General features: G+C 76.6%; 15 protein-coding genes. 3 read left to right on the top strand and 12 right to left on the bottom strand.

The genetic code is table 11. The features are described 5' to 3' along the window. Positions 1-89: 89 nt before the first annotated feature. Positions 90-566, top strand: coding sequence for a bacterioferritin (bfr, locus tag ADEH_RS00995; RefSeq protein ID WP_011419251.1), 477 nt, complete (start codon positions 90-92; stop codon positions 564-566). Between the two features lie 99 nt (positions 567-665). Here bfr and ADEH_RS00990 read toward each other — a convergent pair whose 3' ends face one another. The 10 genes from ADEH_RS00990 to ADEH_RS00945 form a co-directional block, all read right to left on the bottom strand. After that, a complete protein-coding gene (locus ADEH_RS00990; protein ID WP_011419250.1) occupies positions 666-1,670 on the bottom strand; it encodes a glycosyltransferase in 1,005 nt (334 codons plus the stop codon). A 10-nt stretch (positions 1,671-1,680) separates the two neighbouring features. After that, the gene (gene aroQ, locus ADEH_RS00985; RefSeq protein WP_011419249.1) at positions 1,681-2,151 is read right to left on the bottom strand and encodes a type II 3-dehydroquinate dehydratase; all 471 of its coding nucleotides are present in this window, start codon (positions 2,149-2,151) and stop codon (positions 1,681-1,683) included. Further along, the gene (locus ADEH_RS00980) at positions 2,148-3,317 is read right to left on the bottom strand and encodes a 3-dehydroquinate synthase (RefSeq protein ID WP_011419248.1); all 1,170 of its coding nucleotides are present in this window, start codon (positions 3,315-3,317) and stop codon (positions 2,148-2,150) included. Before ADEH_RS00980 ends, aroQ begins: the two co-directional genes overlap by 4 nt. Beyond that, entirely contained in the window at positions 3,314-3,802 is a 489-nt protein-coding gene (locus tag ADEH_RS00975; protein WP_011419247.1) for a shikimate kinase, read from the bottom strand. The genes ADEH_RS00980 and ADEH_RS00975 overlap by 4 nt, the downstream gene beginning before the upstream one ends. Next, a complete protein-coding gene (gene aroC, locus ADEH_RS00970; RefSeq protein ID WP_011419246.1) occupies positions 3,783-4,928 on the bottom strand; it encodes a chorismate synthase in 1,146 nt (381 codons plus the stop codon). Before aroC ends, ADEH_RS00975 begins: the two co-directional genes overlap by 20 nt. Beyond that, complete coding sequence (locus ADEH_RS00965) at positions 4,925-5,761, bottom strand: shikimate dehydrogenase (NADP+) (RefSeq protein ID WP_011419245.1); 837 nt, start codon at positions 5,759-5,761, stop codon at positions 4,925-4,927. The genes aroC and ADEH_RS00965 overlap by 4 nt, the downstream gene beginning before the upstream one ends. Further along, positions 5,758-7,080, bottom strand: coding sequence for a 3-phosphoshikimate 1-carboxyvinyltransferase (gene aroA, locus ADEH_RS00960; RefSeq protein ID WP_011419244.1), 1,323 nt, complete (start codon positions 7,078-7,080; stop codon positions 5,758-5,760). Before aroA ends, ADEH_RS00965 begins: the two co-directional genes overlap by 4 nt. Beyond that, positions 7,077-7,943: a prephenate dehydrogenase gene (locus ADEH_RS00955; protein ID WP_011419243.1), complete on the bottom strand. Its 867-nt coding sequence runs from the start codon at positions 7,941-7,943 to the stop codon at positions 7,077-7,079. Before ADEH_RS00955 ends, aroA begins: the two co-directional genes overlap by 4 nt. Before the next feature lie 28 nt (positions 7,944-7,971). Further along, complete coding sequence (aroH, locus tag ADEH_RS00950) at positions 7,972-8,325, bottom strand: chorismate mutase (RefSeq protein ID WP_011419242.1); 354 nt, start codon at positions 8,323-8,325, stop codon at positions 7,972-7,974. 72 nt (positions 8,326-8,397) lie between these two features. Further along, positions 8,398-9,291 carry an HpcH/HpaI aldolase/citrate lyase family protein gene (locus ADEH_RS00945; protein ID WP_011419241.1) on the bottom strand — a complete coding sequence of 298 codons (894 nt, stop codon included), beginning with the start codon at positions 9,289-9,291 and terminating at the stop codon, positions 8,398-8,400. A gap of 108 nt (positions 9,292-9,399) precedes the next feature. Here ADEH_RS00945 and ADEH_RS00940 point away from each other — a divergent pair, with 108 nt between their 5' ends. After that, complete coding sequence (locus ADEH_RS00940) at positions 9,400-10,107, top strand: hypothetical protein (protein ID WP_041453242.1); 708 nt, start codon at positions 9,400-9,402, stop codon at positions 10,105-10,107. A gap of 15 nt (positions 10,108-10,122) precedes the next feature. Here the strand turns inward: ADEH_RS00940 and ADEH_RS00935 are convergent, their stop codons facing one another. Together ADEH_RS00935 and dtd are read right to left on the bottom strand one after the other, a co-directional pair. Next, positions 10,123-10,467, bottom strand: coding sequence for a histidine triad nucleotide-binding protein (locus ADEH_RS00935; protein ID WP_011419240.1), 345 nt, complete (start codon positions 10,465-10,467; stop codon positions 10,123-10,125). Between the two features lie 17 nt (positions 10,468-10,484). Continuing rightward, positions 10,485-10,934: a D-aminoacyl-tRNA deacylase gene (gene dtd, locus ADEH_RS00930; RefSeq protein WP_011419239.1), complete on the bottom strand. Its 450-nt coding sequence runs from the start codon at positions 10,932-10,934 to the stop codon at positions 10,485-10,487. 154 nt (positions 10,935-11,088) lie between these two features. Between dtd and ADEH_RS00925 the strand changes: the two genes are divergently transcribed. After that, the gene (locus ADEH_RS00925) at positions 11,089-12,135 is read left to right on the top strand and encodes an arginine N-succinyltransferase (protein ID WP_011419238.1); all 1,047 of its coding nucleotides are present in this window, start codon (positions 11,089-11,091) and stop codon (positions 12,133-12,135) included. Positions 12,136-12,137: the final 2 nt, after the last annotated feature.

Raw genomic sequence — 12,137 nt, 5'->3', positions numbered from 1 at the left:
GTTGGGGCCCGTCCGAGCCGCGCGCCCTCCCCGCCGCTAGGCTTCGGTGCGCCGGCCGGCGCCGGACCCGGACAACGATCGGAGGGGTGATGAAGGGCGACGCCAAGGTGCTCGACGTGCTGAACGAGGTGCTCACCAACGAGCTCACTGCCATCAACCAGTACTTCCTGCACGCGCGCGTCTGCGAGAACTGGGGCTACGACCGCCTGTACGCGAAGTTCCGGGCCGAGTCGATCGACGAGATGAAGGACGCCGATCACCTGATCGAGCGCATCCTGTACCTCGACGGCATGCCGAACGTGCAGAAGCTCGCCAAGATCAACATCGGCGAGAGCGTGCCCGAGATCCTCGCGGCGGACCTCGACCTCGAGAAGCACGCCATCGGCGTGCTGAACCGCGGCATCGAGACCTGCCGGAACGCCGGCGACAACGGCTCCGCCGACCTCCTCGAGGACATCCTGGAGGGCGAGGAGGAGCACGCGAACTGGCTCGAGACGCAGCTCACCGCCATCGACCAGATCGGCGTGCAGAACTACCTGACCGAGCAGCTCAAGAAGGACTCCTGACCGGCGCGCCCGCTCACCCTGAGCGTAGGCGAGCCGCAGGCTCGCCGGAGTCGAAGGGCGAGCCGAAGTCGAAGGGTGAGCGGACGCGGCGGGCGCGCCTCAAGCCACGCAGCGGTAGTCGGCCAGCTCCTCGAGGCCGGCGCGGGCGAGCTCGGCGCGGATGAGGTCGCGCGCGCCGGGCGCGCCCACCGCCACCAGCAGCGGCAGCCCGCGCAGCCGGCCGACCTCCTCGTAGGAGACCACCGGCGCCCCGCGCACGGTGCGGCCGATCTTCTTGCGATCGACCTCGACGAAGACGGCGGTGGCGATCCCCTCGGCGCGGAGCGCGTCGGAGAACGCGCGGCCGGTCTCCCCGGCCCCCCACAGCGCCACCTCCGGCGCGCCGCGGAGCACGTGGCGGGCGAGGTGCGCGCACTTCAGCGCCACGTGGCGGGCGAGCGCGTAGCGCGGGTCGGTGCGGGTGAGCCGCCCGGGCGACTCGCGCCAGGCGAGCACCGGCTCGGCCAGGTTGCCGAGCCGCCCGCCCCCGGCCGCGAGGCGCAGCCAGAGATCGTAGTCCTCCGGGAACGGGCCGTCGCGCCAGCCGCCGGCGCGCTCCAGCGCGTCGCGCCGGATCGCGGCCGCGGGGTGGACGAGCGGCGCCTCCACCAGCAGGTCGCGCTCGACGAGCGCGGGCGTGACGAGGCCGTTCAGCCACGCCGCGTAGCGGGCCATGCCCGGGCGCACCGCCGCGCGCGGGAAGAGCCGGACCCGCCCGCCCAGCGCGGCGAGCGACGGATCGGCGTGGAGCGCGGCGAGCTGGAGCGCGAGCCGGCGCGGGTGGGCCACGTCGTCGGCGTCCATCCGCGCCACCACCTCGGCGTCGCAGGCGGCGAGGCCCCGCTGCAGCGCCCGGGCGATCCCCTCGCCGGGGCCGCGCAGCAGGCGCACGCGCCGGTCGCGCGCGGCGAGCCGCTCCAGCACCTCGGCGGTGCCGTCGCGCGAGCCGTCGTCCACGCACACGAGCGAGAGGTCGCGCTCGGTCTGGCGCAGGATCGACGCGGCCGCGGCCCGCACGGTGCGGGCGGCGTCGCGCGCGGGGAGGAGGACGGCGACCCTCGGCACGGCCGCCGGGCTACGGGCTCGGCTTCTTGCGGTCCTCGCTGCCGCGCGGCTGCGCGCCGATCTCGGCGCAGAGCCACTCCGCCGCGAGCAGGTAGCCGCGGATCCCCAGGCCCACGATCTGCCCGCGGCAGGCCGGGGCGATGACGCTCACGTGCCGGAACGCCTCGCGCTGGTGGATGTTGGAGATGTGCACCTCCACCGCCGGCGCGGGCATCGCCTTCAGGCAGTCGTGGAGCGCGTAGCTCGTGTGCGTGAGCGCCCCGGCGTTCAGGATGACCCCGCGGGCCTTCTTCCGGTGCTCCTGCAGGAAGTCGAGGATCGCGCCCTCGTGGTTGGACTGGAACGCCTTCACCTCCACGTCCCAGGCCGCGCAGGCGTCGCGGACGAGCTGCTCCACGTCGGCGAGCGTGCTGCGGCCGTACACGTCCGGCTCGCGCTCGCCCAGCAGGTTCAGGTTCGGACCGTTGACGATCAGGATCATCGCGCCCTCCGCCCGGCGCGGCCGCCCGCCCGCGCCTCCGAGATCTCCGCCACCGCCGCCTCGACCGCCGCCGGCTCCGCCTCGACGTCCCACTCCACCCGCCAGCCGCCCTCGACGGCCGCCGGCAGCACCCAGCGCAGCCCGCCGGCCGCCCGCTTCTTGTCGTACGCCATCAGGCGCGCGGCGGCACGCGCGATCGCCGGCGGGACCCGGACCGGCAGCCCGGCCCCGGCGACCGCCGCCTCCACCCGCTCCGCCGCGGCGCCGTCCACCCGGCCCATCCGCGCCGCCAGCCGGAACGCGAACGCGAGCCCCACCGCGACCGCCTCGCCGTGCGTGTAGCGCGAGAACCGCCCGGCCGCCTCCACCCCGTGCCCGAAGGTGTGGCCCAGGTTGAGGAGCTTGCGGGGCCCGTGCTCGGTCGGATCGTCCGCCACCACGTCCACCTTCATGCGGGCGCAGGTGGCGATCACCGCCGGATCCGGCGCGGCGGCGCCGAGCGCCGCGAACGCGTCGAGCAGCGCCGGCTGGAGCGCGCCGTACTTCAGCACCTCGCCGAGGCCGCTCGAGAGCTCGCGGCGCGGCAGGGTGCGGAGCGCGGCGGGGTCCGCCAGCACCGCGCCCGGCGGGTGGAACGCGCCCACCGCGTTCTTCGCGGCGGGCAGGTTCACCGCGGTCTTGCCGCCGATGGCCGCGTCCACCATGGCGAGGAGCGTGGTGGGCACCGCCACCCAGGGCACGCCGCGCATGTAGGTCGCGGCGAGGAAGCCGGCCGCGTCGCTCACCGCGCCGCCGCCCAGCGCCACCACCAGCGTGCGCCGCGTGCCGCCGGCGCGGAGCAGCCTCGTCGCGGCCCGCTCCAGCTCGGCGAGCGTCTTGCCCGCCTCGCCGTCGGGGAGCGCGTGCACGAGCGCGAGCGGCGTCTCGCGGCGCAGCCGGGCGAGCACGTCCTTGCCGAACGCCGTCGAGAGCACCCGGCGGCAGGAGACGAGCGCCACCGCGTCGTGCTCGTCGGCGAGCGCGGGGAGCGCCGCCGCCGCGCCGGGGCCGACGCGCACCTCGTAGGCGTGGTCGCCCTGCCGCGCCGCGATGACCTCGGTGACCGCGGCGCCGGCCTCGGCCTCGGCTTCGTAGAGGGCGGCGTGGGGCTTGCGGCTCCGGCTCATAGCGACTCCAGGACGCGCCGGGCCACCGCCTCGGGCGTGAGGCCGTCCACGTGGACGGTGAGGTGGGCGCGGCGGTAGAGCGGCAGCCGGCGCGCGAGCAGCGCCTCCCAGCGCCCGGCGAGCGGGCGGGCGGGATCGTCGCCGATGCGGCGCGCGGCCTCCTGCGCGGAGACGTCGAGGAACACCACCCGCGCGGTGGCGAGCAGGCGCGCGGCGCCGTGCGGGTCGCAGAACGCGCCTCCGCCCAGGTCGGCCACCGCGCCCGCCGGGAGGGCGGCCACCGCGGCGCGCTCCAGCGCGCGAAAGCGCCCCTCGCCGTCCTCGGCGAACACCCGGGCGATGGGCTTGCCCGCCGCGCGCACGATCTCGTCGTCGAGCCGCACCAGCGGCCGGCCCAGCCAGCGCGCCAGCAGCGGGGCCACGGTGGACTTCCCCGAGCCCATCATGCCGGTGAGCGCCAGCGTCTCAGCGGATCCGAGCGGCATACGCCTCCACCGCCCGGCGGACGTCCTCGACGGTGTCGCCGCCGAACTTCTCGAGGAGCGCGTTCGCGAGCTCCCAGGCCACCACCGCCTCGCCCACCACCGCGGCCGCCGGCACCGCGCACACGTCGCTGCGCTCGTAGCGGGCCTGGGTGGCCGCGCGGGTGGCGAGGTCCACCGTGGCGAGCGGGTGGAGCATGGTGGGGATGGGCTTCATGTAGGCGCGCACGCGTAGCGGCATGCCGTCGGTCATGCCGCCCTCCAGCCCGCCGGCGCGGTTCGTCTCGCGCCAGAAGCCGCGGGCCGGGTCGTGGTGGATGGCGTCGTGGAACTCGTAGCCGGGGCGGCCCACCTGCGTGCCGTCGCCGATCTCCACCGCGCGGATGGCCTGCACGCCGCAGAGCGCGCCGGCGAGGCGGGCGTCGAGGCGGCGGTCCGGGTGGACGTGGCTGCCGAGGCCGATGGGGAGCCCGGTCGCGTACACGTCGAACGCGCCGCCGATGGAGCCGCCGCGGGCCTTCTCCGCGTCGATGAGCGCGCGCCACTCGGCGGCGAGCGCCTCGTCGTCCACGTGCAGGTCGGAGGCCTCGATGGCGTCGCGCTGCGCCGGCGTGGGCGGCGCGTCCGGCCGGATGTCGCGCGGGCCGATGGCCACCACCCGCGAGCACACCTCCACGCCCTGGCTCGAGAGCAGCGCCTTCGCGAGCGCGCCGAGCGCCACGATGACCGCGGTGGACCGGGCGCTGGCCCGCTCCAGCACGTCGCGGGCGTCGTCGAGGCCGTACTTCAGCGCGCCGGCGAGGTCGGCGTGCCCGGGGCGCACCTGGGTGAACTTCCGGCCGCCGCGCGCGTACGGCGAGACGAGGTCCTTCCAGTTCTCGTGGTCCTTGTTCCAGACCGCGAGCGCGATGGGCGCGCCGGTGGTGACCCCGCCGCGCAGCCCGGCCAGGAACTGCGCCGCGTCGGTCTCGATCTTCATGCGGCCGCCGCGCCCGTAGCCCTTCTGCCGGCGGCGCAGGTCGCGGTCCACCGCCTCGAAGTCCACCGGGAGCCCCGCCGGGAAGCCCTCGGCGATGGCGACCAGCGCCGGGCCGTGCGACTCGCCGGCGGTCAGGTACCGAAGTGTCATCGCGCTCCCTCGCGCGCCTCGAGCGCGCGGGCCATGTCCGCCTCGGGGGCGGGCAGGCCGGTCCAGATCGTGAACGCGAGCGCGCCCTGGCGCACCAGGACCTGCTCGCCGGTGACCAGCCGGGCGCCGCCCGCGCGCGCGGCGCGGGCGAGCTCGGTGTCGCCGTAGACGAAGTCGAGCACCACCTGGTCGGCGCGGAACCGGAGCGGCGGCAGGCGGCCCTCGTGCCCGGGCAGCTCCACCGACGTCCCGTTCACCACCACCGCGGCGGCGTCCGCCTCGGCCTCCAGGTCCTCGAAGTCGGCGGTGGCCGCGTCTGCGCCGGGCACCGCGGCGGCGAGGTCCCGGCACAGCTCGGCGGCGGCCTCCTCGCGGCGCGCCGCCACGCGGAGCTCGGTCCCGAGCTGGAGGAGCGCCCAGGCCGCCGCGCGCGCCGCGCCGCCCGCGCCCACCAGGAGCGCCCGCGCCCCGCGCGCCACCCCGGCCGCCTCGAGCAGCGTGCGGCAGGCGGGCGCGTCGGTGTTGAAGCCCTCCCAGCCGTCGCGGGTCCTGCGCAGCGTGTTCGCGGCGCCCACCGCGGTCGCCACCGGGTCGAGCGCGTGGCACAGCGACGCCGCCCGAGGCTTGTGCGGCACGGTGACGTTCAGCCCCTGGAACCCGAGCGCGTGCGCGCCGCGGAGCGCCTCGTCGATCCGCTCCGGCGCGACCGGCAGCGCCACGTACGCCGCGTCCACGCCCAGCTTCGCGAACGCGGCGTTCTGCATCTCCGGCGAGCGGCTGTGCGCCACCGGGTGGCCGACGACGCCGTAGAGCGCGGTGCGCCCGGTGATCACGGCGCGCCTCCGACGGACACCCGCGCGGCCACCTGGTCGAGCAGGCGGAAGAAGCTCGGGAAGCTGGTCGCGACGCAGGCCACGTCGTCGAGCACCACCGGCTCGCCGCCGCAGAACAGCTGGGCGACCGCCATGGACATGGCGATGCGGTGGTCGAGCCTCGTGCGGACCTCGACGCCGCGCAGCGGTGTGGGCCCCTCGATGGCGCAGCCGTCCTCGTAGAGCTCGATGCGGGCGCCGGCGCGCGCCAGCGTCTCGCCCATGGCGGCGAGCCGGTCGGACTCCTTCACCCGGAGCTCCTTCGCGTCGCGGATCACCGTGCGGCCGCGCGCCTGGGTGGCCATGACCATCACCACCGGCAGCTCGTCGATGAGCCGCGGGATGGTCGCGCCGCGGATCTCGGTCGCCTCCAGCCGGTCGGCGCGCACGGTGACGTCGGCGCGCGGCTCGCCCGCCACCTCGCGCAGGTTCGCGAGCCACACGTCCGCGCCCATGGCCCGGAGCACGTCGAGGAGCCCGGTGCGCGTCTCGTTCACGCCCAGGTTGCGGACCGTCACCTCGGAGCCGGGGAGCGCGGCCGCGCCGCAGAGGAAGAACGCCGCCGAGGAGATGTCGCCGGGCACGTCCACCCGCCCGCCGGCCGGCCGCGCCGCCGAGACCGACACCTCCAGGCCCGAGACCTTCACCGGGACGCCCATCCCGCGCAGCATGCGCTCGGTGTGGTCCCGGCTCTTCTCCGGCTCCACCACCGTGGTCTCGCCCTCGGCGAACAGCCCGGCGAGCAGGATCGCGCTCTTCACCTGCGCGCTCGCCACCGGGAGGACCTGGCGCGCCCCGCGCAGCGGGCCGCCGCGGACCACCACCGGCGGCAGGCGATCGCCGTCGCGGGCGGACAGGTTCGCGCCCATGGCGCGGAGCGGGTCGATCACCCGCCGCACCGGCCGCCGCCGCAGCGAGGCGTCGCCGGTGAGCACCGACAGGCCGGGCACGCCGGAGAGCACGCCGGTGAGCAGGCGCAGGCTGGTGCCGGAGTTGCCGCAGTCGATGACGTCGCCCGGCTCGCGCAGCGTCGCGGGCGGCGTCACCACCACCTCGCCGCCCTCCTCGCGGACGATGGCGCCGAGCGCCTCCACCGCCTTGCGGGTGGAGTGGACGTCCTCGGCGTCGAGCAGCCCGGTGACGCGGGTCTCCCCGGTGGAGAGCGCGCCGAACAGCAGGCTCCGGTGCGAGATGGACTTGTCGCCGGGCACCTCGATGGCGCCGCGCAGCGGGCCGGCGCGCCGGCAGGTCAGGGGACCGGAGGTCGGGGCAGCGCTCAAAACAGCTCCTCCCGTGCGGCGCGGGCCGCCTCGAGGGCCGAGCGCGCCGACTCCGGCGACTCGGCGATGGCGGCGAGGATGCGGGCGAGGTGCCGCTCCAGCCGGCGCGCCGCCTCCGGCAGGTGGGCGTTGCGCCGGGCCACCTCGCCCTGGATGTCGAACGGGAACTCGGCCAGGCGCGTCGCGTCCTTGAGGCCGGGGCCGGCGAGGTGCATGGCGAGCGGGCCGGCCTCGCGCACCGCCACCGAGAGCGCCGAGGCGACGAGGTACGGCAGGTGCGACACCATCGCCACCGCCGCGTCGTGCTCGGCGGCGGTGCAGCGCTCGACCCCGGCGCCGAGCGCGAGGTGCAGCGCCGCGACCTTCTCCACCGCGGCGGCGTCGCCGTCGGTGCAGATCGCCACCGTGCCGCCCGCCGACCACTTCTCCGCGGTGGCGCCGTCGTAGCCGCCGTGGCCGCCGAACATGGGGTGCGCGCCGACGAACGCGACGCCGGGGCGGACCCGCTCGCGCGCCAGCGTCACCACCCGCTCCTTCGCGCCGCCCACGTCGGTGAGCACCGCGCCGTCGGCGAGCAGGGCCGAGACCGGCGCGAGCAGCGCCTCGATGGTCGCGACCGGCGTGCACAGCACCACCACGCCGCAGCCGGCGAGCGCGGCGTCGGGCTCCGCGGACACCTGGTCGGCCACGCCGTCGGCGAGCGCCCGCGCGCGCACCTCAGCGCGCGGCTCCACCGCGGTGATGCGCACGCCCCGGTCCACCCGGCGAGCGGCGCGGGCGAGCGAGGCGCCCATGAGGCCCAGCCCCACCACGCCCAGGTGGCCCGGGAGCGCGGGGAGCGGCCTGTTCGTCGGGACGTTCACGCTCGCCTCCGCTCCCCGGCCGCGCCGGTCACGGCCGCACGTGGAGGTCGGGCCGCAGCGCCTGCGCGCCGCGCAGGTACACGTGGTTGCGCGGACCGTCGGAGTCCACGTGCAGGAGCACCCGGACGACGCGCGGCATCGAGCCGGGGACCGGGATCTCCTGCGAGCAGATCATCGGGACCCCGTTCCAGCCCTGCACGCGCGCCGCGCGCGCCGGGAAGTCGGCGTCGAGGTCATGGGTGACGGTGAAGATCGCCCACACGATCTGCTGCGGCTCGAGCTGGTTCCGCGAGGTCAGCTCGCGGCACAGCTCGGTCACCGCATCCTCGATCGCCTCGACCGTGTTGGCCGAGCACTGGGTCGCGCCTCGAAGTCCACGCATGGGAGCCGAACAGTGTAGGAAACGGGGGGGCGGGTGTCCACCCGCTTTCCGCCGGATCCACGCGGTCTTGCGTCACCCTGCGTGCGGGCCCGCCCCGCCGGGCCCCGCCGCGATGGCCTCGGCGAGCGCCACGGTCCGGCGCGCCGCCTCGACGTGCAGCGCCTCCACCAGGCGCCCGTCCACCACCGTGACGCCCAGCCCGGCCGCCTCGGCCTCGGCGTGCGCCGCGATCACCCGCCGCGCCCGCCCGAGCTCCTCGGCGTCCGGCGCGAAGGCGCGGTTCGCCGGCTCGAGCTGCTTCGGGTGGATGAGCGTCTTGCCGTCGAAGCCGAGGTCGCGCCCCTGACGGCACGCGGCCTCCAGCCCCGCGGCGTCCTCGAGGTCGAGGAACACGCCGTCGAGCGCGGCCAGGCCGTGCGCCCGGGCGGCGAGCAGGACGAGCGACAGGCTGGTGAGCACCTCGGCGCGGCCCGCGGTGTGGCGAGCGCCGAGGTCCTTCACGAGGTCGCTCGTGCCGGCCACCAGGCACGCCACCCGCGGCGACGCCCCGGCGATCTCGCCGGCCGCCAGCACGCCGCGCGGCGTCTCGATCATGCACCAGAGCGCGAGCCCCGCCGGCGCGTGGCCCGCGGCGAGCGCCTGCACGGCGGCGTGCACCTCGGCGGCGCGCTCGACCTTGGGCAGGCAGATCGCGTCGGCGCCGGCGCGGGCCAGCGCCGCGAGATCCGCCGCGCCCCAGGGCGTGCCGAGCCCGTTCACGCGCACCACGCGCTCGCGCCGGCCGAAGCCGCCCTGCGCGAGCGCGGCCACCACCTGGGCGCGGGCCGCGTCCTTCGCGGCGGGCGCCACCGCGTCCTCCAGGTCGAGGATGAGCGCGTCGGCGGGCAGCGTGCGCGCCTTCTCGATCGCCCGCGCGTTCGAGCCGGGCAGGTACAGGGCGCTGCGGCGGGGGCGGACGACGGGCATCGAGGCTCCTCGGACGGTGGACGGCGTCGAGCGAGCGTGCCAGAGCGGGCCGCCGCGCGGAAGGTGGGAGCCGTTGCCGGCGCGCGCCGGCGTCACGATGGTCGAGGCATGACGCCCCTCCTCGCCATCGCGCTCGGCCTCGGCCTCGCGCTCGGGCAGGCGGCGCCGGAGCGGGAGGGCGGCGCGGGGCAAGCACCTCCGCCCGCCGCCGCGCCGGCGGAGCGCGCCGACGCGGCCGCGCAGCCGGAGCGCGCCGACGCTGCGGCACGGGCGGAGCGCGCCGCCGATACGGCGCAGGCGGAGCGCGCCGCCGCCGCGGCCCAGGCGGAGATGGACCAGCTCCGCACGCAGGTGGAGGCGCTGCGGACCGAGGTCGAGGCGCTGCGGGCGTCGAGCGCCGCGTCGGAGGCGCGGACGGCCGAGGTCGAGCAGGAGCTCGCCGAGGCGCGAGCCCGGCGCGCCGCCGAGGCCGAGGCCGCCGCCCGCTCGCCGGCCGAGCGCGCGCAGGCGACCGGCGGGGCCCTGCAGCGGATGGACGGCGCGCTCCGCGCGCTCGCGGCGGGCGACGCGAGCGGCGTGGACGCGGCGCTGGCCCAGGACGCGGCGGCGCTGCAGGCGGCGCGGGCCGAGGCAGGCCGGCGGGGCGCGGCGGAGGAGGCGGCGCAGGCCGAGGCGGGCGCCCGCGACCTCGCGGCGGCGCGGGAGGCGCTCGCGCGCGGGGACCTGTTCCAGGCCCGGCTCCTGCTCGGGAACGCCGCGCTCGCCGCGGCGGCGGCGAACCGGCTGGCCCGGCAGGGCGCGGCGCCGGGGCCGTGAACCTCGGGTGAACGCCTAGCCCGGGGGCCAGGCCATGCGGCGGCCGCCGAGCAGGTGCAGGTGGACGTGGAACACGGTCTGCCCCGCGTCGCCGTGCGTGTTCACGACGGCGCGCCAGCCGGACCCGTCCACCCCGCGCTCCTTCGCGAGCGCCGCCGCCACCCGGTACAGCTTCCCCATGAGCGCCTCGTCCTCGGCGGAGAGGTCGTTCACGGTGGGGATGTGCTTGCGCGGGATGACCAGCAGGTGCGTGGGCGCCTGCGGGTTGACGTCCACGAACGCCACCGTGTCGGCGTCCTGGTGCACCAGCTTGGCGGGGAGCTCGCCCCGCGCGATCTTGCAGAACAGGCAGTCGCTCATCGCAAGCCTCTCCTTCCCTAGAACAGCCGCCGCGAGTCGAGCAGGATGGTGACCGGGCCGTCGTTCACCAGCTCGACCTGCATGTCGGCGCGGAACACGCCGGTCTCGACGCGCAACCCCTTCTCGCGGAGCATCCCGCACACCGCCTCGTAGAGCGCGTTCGCCGCCTCGGGCGGCGCCGCGTCGGAGAAGCCGGGCCGGTTCCCCTTGCGCGCGTCGCCGAGCAGCGTGAACTGCGAGACGACCAGCACCGCCCCGCCCACCTCGGCCACCGCCAGGTTCATCTTGCCGGCGGCGTCCTCGAAGATCCGCAGGGCGGCGAGCTTGTCGGCGAGCAGCCGCGCGTCCTGGGCGCCGTCGTCGCGCGCCACGCCCAGCAGGACGAGCAGCCCGCGCCCGACGGCGCCGGTGACCGCGCCGTCCACCCGCACCTCGGCCCTCGAGACCCGCTGGACGACCGCGCGCACGCGTCCTTCCATGGCACGCGGCGGCCCGGCTTTCAACGCCGGAGCGCCGCCGCGGCGGGCCGGCGGGGGCCTCCCCGCGGCCCGCTGCGCTCCGTGACAGGCCCCGAGCCCCGTGCTAGACCCGGGCCCGCCTCCAGCCACGGATCCGGTCCGCATGCTGCTCCTCAGGGACGCCCAGAAGACGGACCTCGCGGGGCTCTCCGCCCTGGCGAAGGTGCTCAACACCGTCAACCTCCCCGACGACGAGCGCGCGCTCTCGGGGATCGTCGATCGCTCGGTGCGGAGCTTCGCCGGGAAGATCCGCAACCCGCTGGAGCGGGCCTACGTCTTCGTGGCGGAGGAGCCGCGCACGCGCCGGATCGTCGGCACCTCGATGATCATCGCGCAGCACGGCACCCGCGAGTCGCCCTGCACGTTCTTCGACGTCTCGGAGCGCGAGCACTACTCGTCCACCATCGACCGGCACTTCAAGCACCAGGTCCTCTCCATCGGCTACCACTTCGACGGCCCCACCGAGATCGGCGGCCTGGTGGTGCACCCGGGACAGCGCGGCGGCGAGGCGCGCGCGGGCAAGCAGCTCGCGTTCGTTCGCTTCCTCTACATGGCGATGTTCCGCGACCGCTTCCGCGAGCGCGTCCTCGCCGAGCTCATGCCGCCGCTCACGAAGGACGGCCGCAGCCTGTTCTGGGAGGCGTTCGGCAAGCGCTTCACCGACCTCGACTACCAGGAGGCCGACAAGAAGAGCCGCGAGAACAAGGAGTTCATCCAGCAGCTCTTCCCGCCCTCCGACGTGTACGCGACGCTGTTCTCGCCGGCGGTCCGCCGCCTGCTCGGGAAGGTGGGCCCGGACACCGAGCCGGTGCGGCGGATGCTCGAGAAGATCGGCTTCCGCTACGTGGACCGCATCGACCCGTTCGACGGCGGCCCGCACTACGAGGCGACGCTCGCCGAGATCACGCTGGTGCGCGCCTACCGCCGCGCCCGCCTCGCGCCCGGGCCGCTCGACGCCGGCCTGCACGGGGGCGAGGACTGCCTGATCGCGGTGACCCGCGGAGAGGGGCGGACCCGCTTTCGGGCGGTGCGCGCCGAGGCGCGGCTGGACGGGACCAACGTCTGGATTCCCGAGCGCGCACGGGAGGTTCTGGAGGCGCGGCCGGGCGAGCGGGCGCACGTCGTCCCGTTCGACGGGGGAGCGCGCTGAGA

The organism is Anaeromyxobacter dehalogenans 2CP-C (genome assembly GCF_000013385.1).
In the GTDB taxonomy this organism is placed as follows: Bacteria; Myxococcota; Myxococcia; order Myxococcales; family Anaeromyxobacteraceae; genus Anaeromyxobacter; species Anaeromyxobacter dehalogenans_B.
The sequence above is the reverse complement of the archived record's forward strand: the minus strand, read 5'-3'. Positions and strand labels throughout refer to the sequence as shown.